The 20127-nt window shown below is 70.9% G+C and carries 7 protein-coding genes; 2 read left to right on the plus strand and 5 right to left on the minus strand.

What is annotated here, in order from left to right; translation table 11 throughout:
- Positions 1–82: 82 nt before the first annotated feature.
- The 3 genes from AC07RM_RS20490 to AC07RM_RS20500 form a co-directional block, all read right to left on the minus strand.
- A complete protein-coding gene (locus AC07RM_RS20490) occupies positions 83–1078 on the minus strand; it encodes a FecR family protein (protein WP_495335684.1) in 996 nt (331 codons plus the stop codon).
- A 90-nt stretch (positions 1079–1168) separates the two neighbouring features.
- Positions 1169–1681 (minus strand): RNA polymerase sigma factor, encoded by a 513-nt coding sequence (locus tag AC07RM_RS20495; protein ID WP_208511719.1) that lies wholly within the window; start codon positions 1679–1681, stop codon positions 1169–1171.
- Entirely contained in the window at positions 1678–2406 is a 729-nt protein-coding gene (locus tag AC07RM_RS20500; RefSeq protein ID WP_495335685.1) for a secretin and TonB N-terminal domain-containing protein, read from the minus strand. Before AC07RM_RS20500 ends, AC07RM_RS20495 begins: the two co-directional genes overlap by 4 nt.
- A 213-nt stretch (positions 2407–2619) precedes the next feature.
- On the opposite strand from AC07RM_RS20500, the gene AC07RM_RS20505 reads away from it, so the two are divergent.
- Positions 2620–3324 (plus strand): glutathione binding-like protein, encoded by a 705-nt coding sequence (locus AC07RM_RS20505; protein ID WP_093344989.1) that lies wholly within the window; start codon positions 2620–2622, stop codon positions 3322–3324.
- Between the two features lie 100 nt (positions 3325–3424).
- Here the strand turns inward: AC07RM_RS20505 and AC07RM_RS20510 are convergent, their stop codons facing one another.
- Entirely contained in the window at positions 3425–4201 is a 777-nt protein-coding gene (locus AC07RM_RS20510; protein ID WP_093344992.1) for a metallophosphoesterase family protein, read from the minus strand.
- Positions 4202–4334: 133 nt separating this feature from the next.
- Between AC07RM_RS20510 and AC07RM_RS20515 the strand changes: the two genes are divergently transcribed.
- A complete protein-coding gene (locus tag AC07RM_RS20515) occupies positions 4335–5186 on the plus strand; it encodes a nucleotidyltransferase (protein ID WP_495335686.1) in 852 nt (283 codons plus the stop codon).
- Positions 5187–5190: 4 nt separating this feature from the next.
- On the opposite strand, the gene AC07RM_RS20520 is transcribed toward AC07RM_RS20515, so the two are convergent.
- The gene (locus AC07RM_RS20520; protein WP_495335687.1) at positions 5191–20001 is read right to left on the minus strand and encodes an autotransporter-associated beta strand repeat-containing protein; all 14811 of its coding nucleotides are present in this window, start codon (positions 19999–20001) and stop codon (positions 5191–5193) included.
- Positions 20002–20127: the final 126 nt, after the last annotated feature.

Genomic DNA, 20127 nt, shown 5'->3' on the forward strand with positions numbered 1-20127 from the left:
ACCGTGGGTGGTGCGCTGAATTTCCGGTGCGCTAAGACGAACGGGCCGTGCGCAAACCCCCAACTTTTTTTGAGCCGCCGCTTCAGCTCAAGAGCAGCAGCCCGCCGGGCAGCGATCGCGCACGCAGCCCGAAGGTGTGCTCGAGCTGCGCCAGCGCCGAATCGAGCGAGGCCAGCCGGAAGCGGCCACTGACCCGCTTCTCGCCCGCGGCGCCGTTCACCAGCAGCACGCGGCCCGCGCGGTAGCGGTTGATCTCGGCCAGCACCTCGGCCAGCCGCGTCTGGTCGAACACCAGCTCGCCGCGCCGCCAGGCCGACACGTTCTCGAGCGCGACGCGCGCGATGCCGCTGAGCGACTGCGCGTCGTACACCGCCTGCTGGCCGGCCTGCAGCGCGCGCACGCCAGCCGGATGCTCGATGCGCAGCGCGCCCTCGATGCAGGTCACGCAGACCTTGCCGTCGAGGTGCCGCACCTCGAAGCGCCCCGCGTGCGCGAGGCTGCGCCCGGCGCCGGCCACCACGCCGAACGGGCCGCCCTCGGCCAGCAGGTCGATCGCGGCCTCGCCCGACAGCAGGTCGATGCCCGTGAGCTGGCCGGCCGCGCGCTCGCGGCGGATCCGGGTCTGGGTGTTGAGCGTCACCTGCACGCGCGAGGCCAGCGCCAGCGTGCGCTGCTCGCCGACGGCCGTGCGGTCGTCGGCCGTGCCCTCGCCCGCCGCGGGCCAGAGCCCGCTCTGTGGGTAGGCCACCACCGCCACGCCGGCCACCGCGGCGGCGCTCACGGCCGCGCCCAGAAAAGCGCGGCGCCCGAAGTTCCGGCCCTGCAGCGCGCGCTCGTGCGCCGCGGCCGCCGCCGGGCGGGTGCGCAGGTACTCGCCGCTCACGGGCCGCAGCGACGCCCAGCGCTGCTTGACCTCGTGGAAGGCCGCGCGGTGCGCCTCGCTGGTGTGGAGCCAGCGCTGGAAGGCCTCGGCGTCCGAGGCCTTGACCTCGCCCGAAGCGAGCAGGCGCAGCCAGACGCGCGCCTGCGCCGGCAGCGCGCCACCCGATGTATCGCGGTCGTCGGCCGATGCCGTCATGGCTTCATGCCGGACAGCCCCGGTGCGCCGAAGAAACGATGGAAAAGTGCTTCACCCACCCAGACGAACGGCGCCACCCCAAACCCCCAACTATTTTTTGTCATGGTTCATCTGCGCGTCGAGGTAGTCGTGGGCGCGCTTGAGTTCGTGCTCGACCACGCGTATGGAGAGGCCCAGGCGCGCCGCCACGTCCTTCTGCTGCAGCCCCTCCCAGCGCACCAGCATCAGGATCGTGCGGCGGCGCTCGGGCATGCGGTCGATGAACTTCAGCAGGCTCGTCACCTCGGAGCGCAGCTCGGCCGTGCGCGCCGGGCCCGGCGCCGGGTCCGACAGCTCCATCAGCGACTGCACCTCGTCGATCGACAGCGAGCGGCTCTGGCGGCGCTGGATGTCCATCGCGATGTTGACGGCCACGCGCACCAGGTAGCTGCCCGGGCTCTGGATCGCGTCCTCCTCCTCGCGGCTCTGCAGCCGAAGCCAGGTGTCCTGCAGCGCGTCGCCGGCCAGGTCGCTGTTGCCCAGCAGCCGCGTCACGCGCCGCTTGAGGCTGGCGTAGTGCCGCGACAGGTAGTCCGACAGGATCGGGCGCGCGTCCTCGGTCATGGCCGGTTCTCGCAGCGCGGCGCGTCGGGGTCGGCGGGGTCGCGCGGCAGCAGCACCAGGGTCAGCGGCTGCGCCATCGCGGGCGGCGGCGCGCGGTCCACGCGCACGCGCTGCAGGGCCTCGCGCACCGCGGCGTCGCGGCGCGCATTGCCGGTCGAGGTCAGCAGGCGCGGCTTCTGCAGCGCACCGGTGGCATCGACCTCGAAGCGCAGCAGGGTGCGGTAGCTGCCGGGCGCGGTGCGCGCATCGGCGCACAGGGCCTGCCAGACGCGTGCCTGCACCCAGGCACCGTAGTCGGTGTCCACGCCGTCCGCGGCCGTTCGCGCCGCCAGCGCGCGCGCGTCGACCGGCCTCAGCACGAAGGCATCGGCCGGCCCGTCGCGCATGCTTTCGGCGGCCAGGCCCGTGCCCTCGAGCAGCAGGCGCAGCGCGGTTTCGGGTGCGTGGTGGCCGCGCACGGCGGCCGAAGTGCGGCCGCTCACGACCGCGCTGTCGAACAGCGCCGGGCGGCCCGACTGCAGTGCATAGCGCTGCAGCGCGGCGGCCAGGGGCTGCGCCGCGATGTCGAAATCGACGCCGGGCGCGGCGGCCTCGGGCAGGGCGGGCGCGTCATCCACGCGCGCCGCGTCGCTGTCGCCGGCCGCGGCCGGCGCGGGCATCCAGAGCCCACACAGCAGCGACAGCGCCAGGGCATGGCGCTGCCCACGGGCGGCGAGCGGGCGCACCCTGCGAGGAGACGAATCGAGCCGGCAAGGTGGGTGCGCCATTCTGGAAGCCCGCCATCCTCGCGCCCGAATATGACGTCGGTGCTACACCAAAGCATTCCTGGTGCCCGGCAGCGGATGCGCGGATCGGGCAATATCGCCGGCTCGCCCCGGGGGCCGGCCGCCGGGCCGAAGCGCCCTCTTCCGTCATTCCAAGAAAGAAAGGCTCACGCCATGACCTCCCTCGCCGACTTCCCGATCACCCAGAAGTGGCCCGCCCAGCACCCCGAGCGGCTGCAGCTCTACTCGCTGCCCACGCCCAACGGCGTGAAGGTCTCGATCATGCTGGAGGAGATCGGCCTGCCCTACGAGCCGCACCTCGTGAGCTTCGGCAGCAACGACCAGATGTCGGAGGCCTTCCTCTCGCTGAACCCCAACAACAAGATCCCCGCCATCATCGATCCCGATGGCCCGGGCGGAAAGCCGCTGCCGCTGTTCGAGTCGGGCGCGATCCTGTTCTACCTGGCCGAGAAGACCGGCAAGCTGCTGAGCGCCGACCCCGCGAAGCGCTACGAGACCCTGCAGTGGGTGATGTTCCAGATGGGCGGCATCGGTCCGATGTTCGGCCAGCTCGGTTTCTTCCACAAGTTCGCCGGCAAGGAGTTCGAGGACAAGCGCCCGCGCGACCGCTACGTGGCCGAATCGAAGCGCCTGCTCGGCGTGCTCGACAAGCACCTGGCCGGCCGCGAATGGATCATGGGCGACGACTACAGCATCGCCGACATCGCGAGCTTCCCGTGGATCCGCAACCTGATCGGCTTCTACGAGGCGCGCGAGCTGGTCGGCTTCGACAGCTTCCCGAACGTGGCGCGCGTGCTCGAGCGCTTCGTGGCGCGGCCCGCGGTGATCGCGGGGCTGACGATTCCGAAGGCGGCGTGATGCCTAGGGCGAGGTGCTCGCGAGTTCGGTCGCCACGCACCCGAGCCGGCGCTTCTTCATCACGACGCGCCTGAAGGGTCGAGCGGCCGCCGTCCGCGGTTCAGTGCGCGGCCAGCTCGGGTTCCGAAGCGGACTCGCGCGGCACTTCGTAGAGATGGAACGGCGGCACGTCGGGCCGGCTGCGCTGCAGCAGCGGCTTGGCAACGTTGTAGACCGGCGTGCCGTTGATGGTGCGGCCCTCGAGCGTGCCGCGGTGCGCATGACCGTGGAACACGGCATCGATCGGGTAGCGCAGCAGCGGCTCCTCGAGCCTGCTGCTGCCGAGGAAGGCGAAGATCTCGCTCGGCTCGCCCTGCACCGTGCCCACGATCGGCGCGTAATGCAGCATCGCGATGCGGCGCCGGGTGCGCAGCTTGGCGAGCGCCGACTCGAGCTTCATCGCCTCGTTGAGCGCCTCCTGCACGAACATCTTGATCGCGGGCTCGCCCCACGCGCCGAGCGAGGCGCGGCCGAAGCCGCCCGCGAAGCCCTTGACGCCCGCGATGCCCACGCCCTCGATCTCGCAGGCCGAGCCGTCGAGCATGCGCACGCCGATCCGCGTCAGCGCCTCGTTCACCACCTCGGGCGTGCCCGACTCGAAGTCGTGGTTGCCCAGCACGGCGACGATGGGAATCGAGAGGCCGCCGAGCTCCTCGGCCAGCACCCGCGCCTCCTCCGCCGTGCCGTAGTCGGTCAGGTCGCCGCACAACAGCAGCGCGTCGGCCTCGTCGGCGGCCTGGGCGAAGAAGTCGCGCAGCGAACCCGCGGAGTCCTTCTGCACATGGATGTCGCCGACGGCGGCGAAGCGGACGTGGGTGGATGATTTGGGGGTAGGCATGCAATCCACCGTGCACCCCGCCGCCGCGCGCCGTCATCGGCCTCATCCCGCTGCGCTTGTAGGCGCCCGTCTGACATTCGATGGGGCCCTTTGCCCCTGCCCTGCCTCCGGCGCGGCGGCATTCACTGCGTGCATGACGCCCTCCACCATGCTCGCGCCCTCGCTCGAAGACGAAGTCGAGCCGCAGGTGGCCGATTTCTACCGGCGCGCGCTGCGCGCGCTCGACGAGGCCGGCATTCCGTTCCTCGTCGGCGGCGCGTTCGCGCAGGCCTGCTACACCGGCATCCGCCGCTCGACCAAGGACCTCGACCTCTTCATCCGCCGCGAGGACTACGAGCGCATCGCGCAGGTCGCGCTTCGGCATGGCTGGCGCACCGAGATGACCTTTCCGCACTGGCTCGGCAAGGTCTACGACGGCCAGGAGTTCATCGACCTGATCTTCAATTCGGGCAACGGCCTCATGCCGGTGGACGCGCGCTGGTTCCACGGCAACTGCCGCGCCGACGTGCTCGGCGTTTCCGTCTGCGTCGCCAACGTGGAGGACTGCCTGGTGTCGAAGGCCTTCATCATGGAACGCGAGCGCTACGACGGCGGCGACATCGCGCACCTGCTGCAGGTCAACGCGCAGCGGCTCGACTGGCCCGGGCTGCTGGAGCGCTTCGGCGCGCACTGGCGCGTGCTGCTCGCGCACCTGACGCTGTTCGGCTACATCTATCCCGCCGAGCGCGACCACGTGCCCGGCTGGGTGATGACGATGCTGATGGGCCGCCTCGCCGGCGAGCTGCGCGCGACGGAGGCCCCGGGGGACAACGTGTGCGCCGGCACCCTGCTCTCGCGCGAGCAGTTCCTGCACGACATCGAGCGGCTCGGCTATGTCGACGGACGCCTCACGCCCGCGAGCACGATGACACCCGAGGACATCGCTGTGTGGACCGAGGCGATTCCCGCGCGGGCCGAGGCCCAGGGCGGGAAGCCTCCGGACTGAAATCTCACCACTTCACGCGCACACCCACCCCCGCATTGACCGAGCTGCCCACGCGCGCCACGCCACCCGAAGCCCACTGCTTGCCGAGCTCGCCATACAGGCTCGTGCGCTGGCTCAGTGCCAGCGTGAAGCCCGCGGCCAGCTCGGTGCTCGTGCCGCCGATCGGTGCACCCACCGGCGTGATGGCTGCCGGGTTCACGAAGCGGGCGATGTCGTTGCCCTTCGAGCTGCGATAGACGTTCAGGCGCGCATAGGGCTGCAGCGTGCCCGCTCCCGTCGCGAAGCTGCCCTTGATCCGCACGCCCGCGCGTGCGGTCCAGCTGCTGTCTGCGTCCTGCTGCACCAGCGCACCGGGGATCGCCACGTCGTCCAGGCGCAGGCGCTGATGGATCAGCTGCAGTTGCGGCTCCACCGACCAGCCGCCCGTGCCGAGCGCGAAGGCCTTGCCGACCTCGATCGAGGCCAGCAGGCTGTTGCCCTTGCCCGTGACGCCCGCGCTCAGTTGCGGTTGCACCGTGTAGCGATGACGACCTGCCTGCAGCACCGTGTCGGCATAGAAGCCGTCGTCGCTCGTGAACGTGCCGTACAGGCCCAGGTACTGGCTGCGCAGGTCGTTGCGGCCCGCGGCGCCGTTCAAGAGCCCGCTGCTGAAGCCGCTCACACGCGTGTCGCCCTCGAGCTGGCCCACGTAGATGCCGGCGCGCCAGTTCGGGTTGGCCCACAGGTCGGTGCCGGCCTGCAGCCCGCTCACGCGGCCCTCGGCATGTGGCGAGACGGTACCTCCCTGGCGGATGTCCATGTCGGTGGAGATCAGCCGGCCCCAGGCCCTGCGGTTGCCGCCATCCACGCTCGTGCTCGCGCCGCCGCTGCCGCGCACGTCGTCGTCGCCGATGCGCTGGCTCAGGCTTGCGAGCATGCCCAGGTTGCTTTGGCGCAGCTGGTTCGGCAGCGCAGCGAACAGCGAGGCTTCGGCGCGGTAGGTCGGCAGCGATGCGCCCGGTTCTGCTTCGGTGCGCAGGTACCAGTTCTCGCCCTCGCCGCCCGCATCGCCGGCGTACAGGCGGTACTCGTAGGCACCGGCGTCGACACGGCCGCCCGAGAGCACGAAGGCGTCCTTGCTGCTCTGCGCGGTGGTGGTCGCGCCGTTCTTGGCGCTGATCAGCTCGATGCCCGCGCCGCTGGTGCGTGCACCCAGGCCGCCGAGGTTGGTCACCTGCACCGTGGTCTTGCCGCTCGCGCTGGCCGATGCACCGTCGAGCACGAGGCGGTCGGCGATGCCTGGGTTGTCGAGCTTCGCGCCCAGGCGCAGCAGCCCGTTGTTGCCGACGTAGGGGCCGGTCAAGGTGAGCGTGGTGCCGGGGACCGTGCCCAGCAGGGAGACGGTGCCGGCGTTGGTCAGGCCGGCCATCTTCTGGCTGAAGCCGCCGAGGTCGAGGGTGGCGCCGCTGGCCACTACAGCGCTCGATGCTGCGCTGAAGGCGTTGGTGGCGCCGGCCTTCAAGGTGCCGCCCGTCACGCGGGTCTCGCCTGCGTACGTTGCAGTGCCTGCCAGCGTGAGCGTGCCTGCGCCGACCTTGACGAGCGAACCTGTGGTGCCGGTGATGGCACCTGAGATCGTGTTGTCGCCGCCGATGGCGCCGGTCGTCAGCGTCTTCGCGCCGAGCACCACATCGCCCGCGCCACTGAGCGAGCCGATGCTCGTGCCGGCGGTCGTGAGGTCGATACGCACCTGGCCGCTCGCCGCGTTGGTCACCGTGGCGCCCGCGGCACTCGCGGTGTCCTGCAGACGCAAGGTGCCCGCGTTGGCGATCGCGAGCTTGCCCGCATCGGCCTTGCCGCCGAACTGCAGCGTGGCACCCGAAGCGATGCTGGCAGGACCAGTTCCCAACGCACCCGTGGTGTCAGTCGTCAGCGTGCCCGCATCCACCAGCGTGCCACCGCTGTAGCTGTTGGCGCCGCTCAAGGTCAGCGTGCCCGCGCCGATCTTGCGCAGCTTGCCCGTGCCGCTCATCGCGCCCGCATAGGTGCCCGCCGTCTTGCCTTGGTCGAACGCCACCTCGGCGTTGTTGACGATAGTGCCCTGCAGGCTCGTCGCGCTGCCCTGCAGCACGCCACCCTTGACGGTGGTGCCGCCGGTATAGGTGTTGGTGCCACCGAGGATCAACCGGCCCGCGTCCTCCTTCGAGATCCCGCCCGTACCGCTCAGCGCGACATTGAGCGTGGCCGTCATCGCCGCACCCGCGGCCGTGCCGTCGCCCACGCGGATCACCGAGTTCGCGTTGTCCACCACGATGCCATCGCCCTGCACCACATAGCCGTCGGTCGCGAACTGCGCACCGGCAATGCGCACCGCGCCGCCAACAGCATCCACGGTCACGGTGCCGGCCTTGCCGCCGAACACCGCGAACTGGTTCTGTGCCCAGTTGGCGTTGAGCTTGCCGTCCATGTCGGTCCAGCCGTCCATCGAGGGCTGCGGGTTGCCCACGCGCCAGGTGCCGCTGCCGCCGGCCACCTGGCCGTCGTTGTACTTGGTGCTGTCGCCGCCATCCCAGAAGTTCAGCGACAGGCCCGCGCGGTTCACCAGGTTCACCTGGTTCGCCACCGAGGTCTGCACCTGCAGGTCGACAGCCTTGGCCGAGCCCGGCACCGTACCGATGTCCAGGCCGTTGTCGGTGAAGCTGCCGCCGTAGCTCATCAAGCGATACAAGCCAGGGCCGAAGCTACCGCCCGCCGACTGCGCGATGTTCAGCGTGCCGTCGAGGTTCAGGTTGCCCGTCACATTGATCAGGTCGTTGAGCGCGCCGCCAGGAACGCCGGCTTGGCCGAGTTCGTAGTTCAGCGTGGAGCCGCCGGCCAGGGTCAGTGCACCGAGTGTCAGCGTGCCGGGGCTGTTGCCCGCGGCAAGGATGCCGCCCTTGTCGACGGTGACCGCGCCCGCGATGCTGCCGCTGCCCGCGAGCGTCGCGCCACTCTGGATCTGAACCGCACCCGTGCCCGTGGCACTGCCGCTCTTGTTGTTCACGCTCAACGTGCCCGCGCCCACGGTGGTGCCGCCGGTGTAGGTGTTGGCACCGGTCAGCGTCAGCGTGCCGCTGCCCACCTTGACGACCGAACCACCCGTGCCGCTGATCGTGCCCGACAGCGTGGCGTTGTCGCCGCTCGCGCCCAGCGTCAGCGCCTTGGCACCGAGCACGAGGTCGCCGGCGCCGCCGATCGAGCCGAAGCTCACGCCGGTCGTCGCCTGGTCGATGCGCACCTGCGCGCCGGCCTGGTTGAGCACCGTGGCCTTGTCGGCCGAGGCGTCGTCCGCGAAGGCCAGCACGCCGCCCGCGGCGTTGGTGATGGTCGACGTGCCCGCGTTCGCCTTGCCCTGGAAGCGCACTGTTCCCTGGTTGCCGATGGCCGTGGTGCGTGCATCGAAGCCGCCACCCAGTTGCAGCGTGCCGCCCGAGGCCACGCTCGCCGCGCCGCTGCCGAGGGCGCCCGTGATGTCGGTGGCCAGCGTGCCCGCGTCGACGAAGGTGCCGCCTGCGTAGCTGTTGGCACTGGTCAAGGTCAGCGTACCGCTGCCGATCTTGCGCAGCTTGCCGCTGCCGCTCATCGTGCCGGCATAGCTGCCGGTCTTGGCTTGGTCGAACACCACCTCGGCACCGTTGACGATGCCACCTTGCAGGCTCGCCGTGTTCCCTTGCAGCACACCGGCCTTGACCGTGGTGCCACCGGTGTAGGTGTTGGTGCCACCGAGGATCAGGCGACCCACGTCGTCCTTGACCAGACCGCCCGCACCGGTCAGCGCGACGTTCACCGTGGCACTGCGCGTGGCGTCAGTGCCCGAGCCATCGCCCACGCGCACCACCGTGCCCGAAGCACCGAGCTCGATCGCATCGCCCTGCAGCACATAGCCATCGGCCGCGAACTGCGCGCCATTGATGCGCACCGTGCCACCCGCGTTGCTGACCGTGACCGTGCCACCCGTGCCGCCGAACACCGCGAACTGGTCCTGTGCCCAGGCCGCGTTGATCTTGCCGTCCGCACCGGTCCAGCCGTCGCCCGGCACGCCCACACGCCAAGTGCCCGCGCCGCCGGCGATCTTGCCGTCGTTGTACTTCGTGTTGTCGCCGCCATCCCAGAAGTTGAGCGACAGGCCCGTGCGATTCACGAGATTGACCTGCTGCGCCAGCGAGGTCTGCACCTGCAGGTCCTTCGCCGCGATCGGCGCGCTGCCGATGTCCAGGCCGTTGTCGGTCAGGCTGCCGGTGTAGTCGATCAGGCGGTAGATGCCCGCGCCGAACACACCGCCCTTCGATTGCGCCACGTTGAGCGTGCCGTCGAGCTGCAGGTTGCCGTTGACCTGGACGCGGTCGTTGAGCGCGCCGCCCACGGTGTTCGCTTGACCGAGGTCGTAGTTGAGCACTGCACCATCGGTGAGGCTGAGGCTGCCGAGCGTCAGCGTGCCGACGCCTGCATTGCCAGCCGACAGCACACCACCCTTGGCGATGCTCACCGCACCCGCCACGCTGCCATTGCCCGCGAGCGTTGCGCCGCCCTGCACTTGCACGGCACCCGTGCCGGTCGCGCTGCCACTCGTGTTGTTCACTGCCAGCGTGCCGCCCGCCACCGTCGTGCCACCGGTGTAGGTATTGGCACCGTTCAGGCCGAGCGTTCCGCTGCCGACCTTCACGACCGACCCACCGTTGCCGCTGATCGTGCCCGACAGCGTGGTGCTCGTGTTCAACCCGCCCGTGGTCAACGCCTTGGCCCCCAGCTGCACGTCGCCCGCGCCCTCGAGCGAGCCGATCGACACGCCCGCCGTGCTGAGCTTGCTGATGCGCAGCAGCGCCCCCGCGTTGTTCACCACCGTCGCCTGGTCCGCACTCGCGCGGTCGGCGAAATCGATCACCCCACCGCTCTCGTTGACCAGGCGCGCCTGCCCGGCGCTCGCGTCGTCGAGCAGGTTGACCTGCCCGCCGGCGAAGTTCGTGATCTGTGCCTTTCCGCCATTCGCGTTGAACCACAGCGTGGTCGAGCCACCGCGGTTCTCGATCACCGCATTGCCCGCGCTCGAGGCGTCGCGGAACTCGACCGAGGCCCCCTGGTTCACCGTGATGCTCGCGTTGCCGGCCGAGCTGCTGTCGCGGAACGCGACGAAGCCGCCGTTGTCGGTCTGTGCCTTGCCGCGCGCAGCCACGGTGATCGCGAGCGCGCCCGCTTCGGCCGTGTTGGCGAAGGCCAGCGAGGCGTTGTCCGCCACGGACACCGGGCCGCTGCCCAGTGCGCCCGTGACCAGCGCCTCGACCGCGCCCGCGGCGACGTCGGTGCCGCCGGCGTATGCATTGGCCGCACCGAGCTGCAAGATGCCCGCGCCGATCTTGCGCAGGCTGCCCGCGCCGCTCATGGTGCCGTTGAGCGCGACGGTCCGGTCGATGTCGAAGCTGTTGACACCCGCCCCCAGGCTCACGGCGCGCGTCCCGGCGGTGTCGCCGGTCACATGCAGGGTGGTGCCCTCGAGCGCGAGGCCGCCCGTGGCCGCGCCGAGGTTGGCGTCCGACGCGATCTGCAGGATGCCCCCCTTGACCGTGGTGCCGCCGCTATAGCTGTTGCTGCCATCGAGCACCAGGGTGCCCTGGTCTTCCTTGACCAGGCCGCCCGTGCCGGTCAGCGAGGATGCGATGGTCGCGGTCATGCCCGCGCCGGCCGCGGTGCCGTCGCCCACGCGCACGGTGGTCGCGGCATTGCCGAGCTCGATCGCATCGCCCTGCACGCGGTAGCCGTCGGTGGCGAACTGCGCGCCGGTGATGCGCACCGTGCCGCCCGCGTCATTGACCGTGACAGTACCGGCAGTGCCGCCGAACACCGCGAACTGGCCTTGCGCCCAGGCCGCATTGATCTTGCCGTCGACACCGGTCCAGCCGTCGCCCGGAATCCCGACACGCCAGGTGCCCGAGCCGCCGGCCACCTGGCCGTCGTTGTACTTGCTCGCGTCGCCGCCATCCCAGAAGTTCAGCGACAGGCCCGCGCGGTTGATCAGGTTGACCTGCTGCGCCACCGAGGTCTGCACCTGCAGGTCGGTCTTGGCGCCGGGTGCGGTGCCGATGTCCAGGCCGTTGTCGGTCAGGCTGCCCGTGTAGCTGATGAGCCGGTACAGGCCCGCGCCGAAGCTGCCGCCCGCGGACTGCGCCACGTTGAGCGTGCCGTCGAGCTGCAGGTTGCCGTTGACGTTGACGAGGTCGTTGAGCGGACCGCCGACGGTGTTGGCCTGGCCGAGCTGGTAGTTCAGCGCCGCGCCATCGGCCAGGCTCAGGCTGCCGAGCGTCAAGGTGCCTGGGCCCCCATTGCCCGCCGACAGCGCGCCGCCCTTGGCGATGCTCACCGCGCCCGCGATGCTGCCGCTGCCCGACAGCACCGCGCCGCCGAGGATCTGCACCGCGCCCGTGCCGGTCGCGCTGCCGCTCGCGTTGTTCACCGCGAGCGTGCCCGCGGCGACGGTGGTGCCGCCGGTGTAGCTGTTGGCGCCGCTGAGCGTGAGCGTGCCCGCGCCGACCTTGACGATCGAACCGCCCGTGCCCGAACCCGGCTGTGCGAACACGCTGCCCTTGTCGCTGACGGTGCCCGAGATCGTGTCGCTGCCGCCCAGGCCGCCCACCGTGAGTTGCGTGGCGCCGAGCACCACGCTGCCCGCGCCCGAGAGCGAGCCCAGTTCCACACCGGTCTTGGCGGTCGAGCCCGAGACATCGACCACGCCGCCCGCGGCATTGGCGACCGTGGCACCCGTGCCCGAGCTGTTGTCGGCGAAGCGCACCAGGCCGCCCGATGCATTGCCGATCTGCGCACCGCCGGCCGTGGCGTTGCCGCCGAAGCTCAGCTGGCTCTTGCCGCCGTTGGCGATGGTCGCGCTGCCGGCGCTGGCATCCTGGAAGAAGTAGACCGACCCGCCCGCGTTGGCGATGGTCGACGTGCCGGCGCTGGTGTTGCCGCTGAACTGCACCGAGTTCACGCCCGCTGTCTGCCAGCCCGCGCCGTTGAGCGTGATCTTCGAGCTCGCGGCCGTGGCGTTCTGCGCGAAGGCCAGCATGTTGCCGCTGTCCGCGCTCGCGGCACGGCCCACGGTGTAGTCGTTGCCGCCCGCGCTCGCCTTGTCGGTGTAGAGCAGCGTGGTGCCGTTGCCCTGCTGGCGCACCGCGCCGCTGCCGAGCACGCCGCTCGCGGTGGTGGTGATGCTCGCGCCGTCCTGCAGCAGCGTGCCGCCGCTGTAGCTGTTGGCCGCCACCAGGCCCAGGGTGCCGCCCTTGCCGGTCACGGTGAGCAGCCCGTTGCCGCTGATGAGACCGCCCACGCCGAAGACGCTGTTGCCCAGGTCGATGGTGCCGCCGCCCGCGCCCAGCGCGAGCGCGCGCGAGGCGAAGAACGGCGCGGAGCCGGTCGCGATGCGCAAGGTGCCGCCGTCGAGCGCCAGGCCCTTGCCGAACGCACCGAGGTTGTTGTCGGCCGAGATCTGCAGGATGCCGCCCTTGACCGTGGTGCCGCCCGCATAGCTGTTGTTGCCGGTCAGCACCAGCGTGCCGCCGTCGTCCTTCACGAGGCCGCCCGCGCCGCCGATCGACGCCGCGATGGTCGCGGTCATGCCCGCGCTCGCGCTGGAGCCGTCGCCCACGCGCACCACCGTCTGGGGGGCGCTGATGGTGAGCGGGTCGCCGTTGATCGTGTAGCCGTCGACCGCGAACTGCGCGCCGCCCAGGCGCACCGCACCGCCCGCGCCCTTGTTGTCCACCGTGACCGTGCCGGCCTGGCCGCCGAAGATCGCGAAGCCGTCCTGCACCCAGGTGCCGTTGGCCAGCCCGTTGGCGTCGGTCCAGTTGTCGCCGGGCGCGCCCGCGCGCCAGGTGCCCGCGCCGCCCGCGATCTTGCCGTCGTTGAAGTTGGCGCTGTTGCCGCCGTCCCAGAGGTTCAGCACCAGGCCGTCGCTGTTGAGCAGGTTGACCTGGTTCGCCACCGAGGTCTGCACCGAGAGCTTGCCCGTCGGAGCGGTGCCGATGTCCAGCCCGTTGTCGGTCAGCGTGCCGGTGTAGTTGATGAGGCGGTACAGCCCCGCGCCGAACTTGCCGCCCGCGCTCTCGGCCACGTTGAGCGTGCCGTCGAGCTGCAGGTTGCCGTTGACGTTGATCAGGTCGTTGAGCGAGCCGCCGGCCACGCCGGCCTGGCCCAGCTCGTAGTTCAGCGTCGAGCCGGCATCCAGGCTCAGCGCGCCGACGCTCAGGGTGCCGACGCCGCCATTGCCCGCCGACAGGGTGCCGCCCTTGGCGACCGTGACCGCGCCCGCGATGCTGCCGGTGCCCGTGAGCGTGGCGCCGCCCTGCACCTGCACGGCGCCCGTGCCGGTCGCGCTGCCGCTCGCGTTGTTCGCGGCCAGCGTGCCGCCCGCCACCGTGGTGCCGCCCGTGTAGCTGTTGGCCCCCGTGAGCGCCAGCGTTCCGCTGCCCACCTTGACGACCGAGCCACCGGCTCCGCTGATCGTGCCCGACAGGGTGGTGCTGGTGTTGAGCCCACCCGTGGTCAGCGCCTTCGCGCCCAGCAGCACGTCGCCCGCGCCGTCGAGCGCACCGACGCTGGTGCCCGCATTGACGAGGCTGCCGATATCGAGCTTCGCGCCCGCGTTGTTGACCACCGTGGCCTGGTCGGCGCTCGCGCGGTCGAAGAAGTCGATCAGCCCGCCGCTTTCGTTGACCAGCCGTGCCTGCCCCGCGCTCGCGTCGTCGAACAGGCGGATGCGGCCACCCGCGAGGTTGGTGATCTGCGCCTGGCCCGCGCTGGCATTGAGCCGGAAGTCGGTCGAGCCACCGCGGTTCTCGATCACGGCCTTGCCCGCGCTCGAGGTGTTGCGAAATTCGATCGAGGCACCCTGGTTCGCCACGAGGGTCGCTTCGCCGGCCGAGCTGCCGTTGAGGAACTGCACGAAGCCGCCCGTGTCGGCCGGCGCGCCGCCACTCGCGGCCGCGGTGATCGCGAGCTTGCCCGCCTCGGCCGTGTTGGCGAAGACCAGCGTGGCATTGCCCGCCACCGACACCGGCCCGCTGCCGAGCGCGTCCGTCACCGTCGCATTGATCCTGCCCTGCGCGATCTCGGTGCCGCCCGTGTAGTCGTTGGCCACGATGAGCTGCAGCAGCCCCGCGCCGGTCTTGCGCAGGCGGCCCGCGCCGCTGACCTTGCCCCCGAGGCTCAGGGTCTCGACCGGGACCACCTCGAAGGTGGCCACACCCGCGCCCAGGCTCACGGCCCGCGTGCCCGAAGCGCCGCCGGTCACGTGCAGCGTGGCGCCGTCCTCGAGCGCGAGGCCGCCCGTCTCCGCGCCGAGGTTGCCGTCGGAAGCGATCTGCAGCACGCCGCCCTTGATGGTGGTGCCGCCGCTGTAGCTGTTGACGCTGTCGAGCACCAGCGTGCCGAGGTCTTCCTTCACCAGGCCGCCGGTACCGGTCAGCGCGGACGCGATGGTCGCCGTCATGCCCGCGCCCGCGTTGGTGCCGTCGCCCACGCGCACCACCGTCTGGGGTGCGGTGATCGTGAGCGCGTCGCCGTTGATCGTGTAGCCGCTCACCGCGAACTGCGCGCCGCCGAGGCGCACCGGATTCGCACCCACCTGCGTGTCGACCGTGACGGTGCCGGCCTGGCCGCTGAAGACGGCCACGCCGTCCTGCTGCCAGCCGCCGTTGAGCTTGCCGTCGATGCCGGTCCAGCTCGAGCTGGAGCCACCCGCGCGCCAGGTGCCGCTGCCGCCCGCGACCTTGCCGTCGTTGAAGTTCGCGGGCGTGCTGCCATCCCACAAGGTGAGCGTCACGCCTTCGCTGTTGACCAGGTTGACCTGGTTCGCCACCGCGGTCTGCACCTGCAGGTTCTTCGCGTCGGTCGGCGCGCTGCCGATGTCCAGCCCGTTGTCGGTCAGCGTGCCGGTGTAGTCGATGAGCCGGTAGAGGCCGGCGCCGAACTTTCCGCCCGCGGACTGCGCGATGTTGAGCGTGCCGTCGAGCTGCAGGTTGCCGTTGACGCTGATCAGGTCGTTGAGCGCGCCGCCCGCCACGCCGGCCTGACCGAGCTCGTAGTTCAGCACGGAGCCGGCCGCGAGGTTCAGGCCACCGAGCGTGAGCGTGCCGACACCGCCATTGCCGGCCGACAGCACGCCGCCGTCGGCGACCGTGACCGTGCCCGCGATGCTGCCGGAGCCCGCGAGCGTGGCACCCGACTGCACCTGCACGCCACCGGTGCCGGTGGCGCTGCCGCTCGCGTTGTTCGCGGCGAGCGTGCCGCCCGCCACCGTGGTGCCACCGGTGTAGGTATTGGCACCGTTCAAGCCGAGCGCGCCGCTGCCGACCTTCACGACCGACCCACCATTGCCGCTGATCGTGCCCGACAGCGTGGTGCTCGTGTTCAACCCGCCGGTGGTCAACGCCTTGGCCCCCAGCTGCACGTCGCCCGCGCCCTCGAGCGAGCCGATGCTCACACCCGCCGTAGTGAGCTTGCTGATGCGCAGCAGCGCCCCCGCGTCGTTCACCACCGTGGCCTGGTCCGCGCTCGCACGGTCGGCGATGTCGATCACACCGCCGTTCCCATTGACCAGGCGCGCCTGCCCCGCGCTCGCGTCGTCGAGCAGGTTGACCAGCCCGCCGGCGAAATTCGTGATCTGTGCCTTGCCGCCATTCGCGTTGAACCACAGCGTGGTCGAGCCGCCGCGGTTCTCGATCACCGCATTGCCCGCGCTCGAGGCGTCGCGGAACTCGACCGAGGCGCCCTGGTTCGTCGTGATGCTCGCGTCGCCGGCCGAGCTGCTGTCGCGGAACGCGACGAAGCCGCCGTTGTCGCCCGGCGCGCCACCGCGCGCGGCCACGGTGATCGCGAGCGCGCCCGCTTCGGCTGTGTTGGTGAAGGCCAGCGAGGCGTTGTCGGCCACGGACACCGGGCCGCTGCCCAGTGCGCCCGTGACCAGGGCCTCGACCGCGCCCGCGGCCACGTCGGTGCCGCCGACGTATGCATTGGCCGCACCGAGCTGCAAGGTGCCCGTGCCGATCTTGCGCAGGCTGCCCGCGCCGCTGACCGTGCCGTCCAGCGCGACGGTCTGGTCGATGTCGAAGCTGTTGACCCCCGTGCCCAGGCTCACGGCGCGCTTGCTGGCCGTGTCGCCCGTCACGTGCAAGGTGGCGCCTTCGAGCGCGAGGCTGCCCCCGACCGCGCCGAGGTTGGCATCCGACGCGATCTGCAGGATGCCGCCCTTGACGGTGGTGCCGCCGCTGTAGCTGTTGCTGCCGTCCAGCACCAGCGTGCCCAGGTCGTCCTTGACCAGGCCGCCCGCGCCGGCGATCTCGGAAGCGATGGTCGCGGTCATGCCCGCACCCGCCGCGGTGCCGTCGCCCACGCGCACCACCGTGGCCGGCGCGCCGATCGTGAGCGCATCGCCGTTGACCGTGTAGCCGTCGACCGCGAACTGCGCGCCGCCGATGCCCACCGGCTTCGCCCCGCCCTGGGTGTCGACCGTGACGATGCCGGCCTGGCCGCTGAAGATGGCCACGCCATCCTGCTGCCAGCCGGCGTTGAGCGTGCCGTCGACGCCGGTCCAGCTCGAGGTCGAGCCCCCTGCGCGCCAGGTGCCGCTGCCGCCCGCGATCTTGCCGTCGTTGAAGTTCGCCGGATCGGCGCCGTCCCACAAGGTGAGCGTCACGCCGTCGCTGTTGACCAGGTTGACCTGGTTCGCGACGCTGGTCTGCACCTGCAGGTTCTTCGCGTCGGTCGGCGCGGTGCCGATCTCCAGGCCGTTGTCGGTCAGCGTGCCGGTGTAGTCGATGAGCCGGTAGAGACCGGCGCCGAACTTGCCGCCCTGCGACTGCGTCACGTTGAGCGTGCCGTCGAGCTGCAGGTTGCCGTTGACGCTGATCAGGTCGTTGAGCGCCCCGCCCGCCACGCCGGCCTGGCCGAGCTCGTAGTTCAGCGTCGAGCCGGCCGCGAGGTTCAGGCCGCCGACGGTCAGCGTGCCCGCGCCGCCGGCACCGGGCGACAGGATGCCCTCGCCGACGTTCACCGTGCCCGCGATGCTGCCGCTGCCGCCGAGCGTGCCGCCGCCCTGCACCTGCACCGCGCCGCTGCCGGTGGCGCTGCCGCTGGTGTTGGCGACGATCAGCGTGGTGCCCGTGACGGTCGTGCCGCCGCCGTAGGTGTTGGCACCGGTCAGACCCACCGCGCCCGTGCCGGACAACGCGAGCGCGCCGTCGCCGTCGATGGTGCCGGTCAGCGTCAGCGGGTTGCTGCCGTCCACGCCGAGCGTGGCGCCGGCACCCAGCGACACGCCGTTGTTCACCCCGATGTTCGCCACGCCGCTGCGCAGGTTCGCGTTGCCGGCCACCAAGAGCTTGCCGCTCCCCAGCGCGAGGCCGTCGCCGAGGCTCAGCGTGCCGCTGTTGAGCGTGGTGCCGCCGGTGAAGCCGTTGGCCTTGCCGAGCGTCAAGGTGCCGGTGCCGCTGTAGATGATGCCCCCGGTGCCCAGGATCTGGCCGCCGAGCGCGATGTCGTTCGCGCCATCGACGTTCAGGTTCGCATTGAGCACCACGTCGTTCGCGAGGTTCACGGCCGCGCTCGCGTCGAGCGCGGCGGTGCCGCTCACCGTCAGGTCGCCCCCGCCGAGCGAGGTGTCGGTGCCCACGCGCAGCGCGCCGGATTGCAGGTCCACCCCGCCCGAGAAGGTGTTCGCGCCACCCAGCGTGAGGCGGCCCGTGCCGTTCTTCGTCAATGCGCGCAGTCCGGTGATCGCGCCGTTGAGCGCGAGGTCGTTGCTGCCGCCGACGGTGAGCGCCGCATTGAGGCGGAAGTCGTTGGCGAGGCTCACCGCCTGGTTCGCCTCGAACGAGCTCGGGCCGCTGACCGTGACGCCGGCCTGGCCCAGCGCCGTGTCGTTGCCCACGGTGAGCGTGCCGGCGCCGAGGTTGAAGCCACCGGTGAAGGTGTTGGCACCGTTGAGCGTGACGCCCGGCGCGCCGGCCAGGCTGATGCCGCCGGCGCCGCTGATCACGCCATTGAGCGTGAGCGCGCCGCCGCTGCCGGCCGCGCCGAAGTTCAGCGTGTTGTTAAGCACCACGTTGTTGGCGAGCGTCACGCCGGCCGCGCCGGTCAGCACGGAGGCGCCGTCGATGGTGAGGTCGCCGGTGCCGAGCGCCGTGTTGCTGCCCACGTCCAGCCTGCCGCCGCCCATCGTCGTGCCGCCGCCATAGGTGTTGCTGGCGGCCAGTGCAAGGTTGCCGTTCGACCTCAGGCTGCCGCCGCCCGAGATGGGTGCGCCGAAGGTCAGCGTGCCCGTCCCGTCGAGCGTCAGCGCGCCGCTGAGCTGCACCTGGTTGTTGAGCGTGCCGGTGAAGAAGGTGTTGAGAGCGACATTGCCGCCCACCAGGAACAGGCCCGAGCCGAGCGCACTCGCGTTGCCCAGCGTCAGGCCGCCGCCGTTGAGCGCGAAACCGCCGTTGAAGGTGTTGACGCCGTTCAGCGTGAGCGTACCGGTGCCGTTCTTGGTGAATCCGCTGCCGCCGCTGACGGTACCGTTCAGCGTGAAGCTGTTGTCACCCTGCACGATCAGGCCGCTGACGAGGTTCACGTTCTGGCCCAGCGTGAGGCCGTTCACCGCGGCCTGCATCGCGCCGCCCCTGCCCGTCAGCGTGCCGGTACCGAAGGCGCCCGCATCGTCGAAGATCGCGACGCCGCCGCGAAGCAGGGCGCTGCCGCTGACCACCGCACCGTTCAGGGTCCAGGTGCCGCTGTCGACCTGGAGGTTCTCGAAGTTCAGGTACTGCGAGGCCTTGATCGTGCCCTCGCCGGCATTGCCCGAACCGGGACCGCTGAGGGTGTTGCGCAGCACCAGCAGGTCGGTGCCGCCCAGGCCCGCATCGACCGTGCCGCCGGCCGCGAAGTTCAGGCTGCCGCCCGACGGCAATGCCAGCAAGCTGGCCGCTGCGGATCCACCGGTGATGCTCGAGCCGGTGACCGCGAAGAAGGTGTCGTCGCGCTCCCCGGTGCCGAGCGAAACGCTGCCGTTGATCGTGCCCGCGTTGGTGAAGCTGTTGCCGCCGCTGGTCGGGCTCTCGAACGCGATGCGGCCGGTGATCGTTCCGGTCTCCGTGTTCACCATGTTGACCTGCGCGCCGCCGTAGGCAGCGACCACGGCCGCGTCGGCCGCATTCATGGTCGAGCCGACGACGGGCCCCGTGGTCATCGTTCCCGTGTTGGTGATCGATGTGATGCCGCTGTTCTGCACCGCAAGCGCGAGGCCGGTCAGACCGATGGAGAAGAGCCTGGTCCCGCCGATCATCCCGTTATTGATGACGGTGGCCGTGCTGGAATTGGCGTTGCCCAACACGACGCCCGAGGACAGGATGCCGCCGCCGCCGCCGAACAACTGCGGATCGATCCGGCCATTGTTCGTGAGCTTGACGTCGGAACCCGTCAGCGTCATCGCATTGCCGCCCACACCCAGCAGCACGCCGACGGTCGCCCCGGGGTTCAGTGTCACGTTCAGATTGCTGCCGCCGTTCGCAAAACTCGGCGCCAGCGGGTTGGCTGCGCCGTTGCAGGTCACGTTGCTGCCCGCAGACGTGCACACCGCCTGCGCTGGAAAGAAGCCGGTGGCGAGAAATACGGGCGCCGCCAGCATGCCTGCCTTCGTCAGCCCCACGAGACCTGCCGTGCGGCCCGCGCGCCGGCTGGTGCTGCGCTTGCCGCGCGCACGCGTCGTTTCCGAGACGGCCACCCAGGCGCCGATCGCGGCATTCCAGATCGTCTTGTAGGCGCTGTTCATGAACGGCTCGCTTCCGTGGTCGGCGTGCGGAAGGCGCTTCGGACAGAAGCGAATGCAGCCGATGCCGCGTGGGCGATGGCTGTCGAATGGCTGTTCATGGGGGTCTCCTCCTGCCATGCAGTCGCG

It is taken from the genome of Variovorax sp. GW821-FHT09B05 (genome assembly GCF_059418265.1).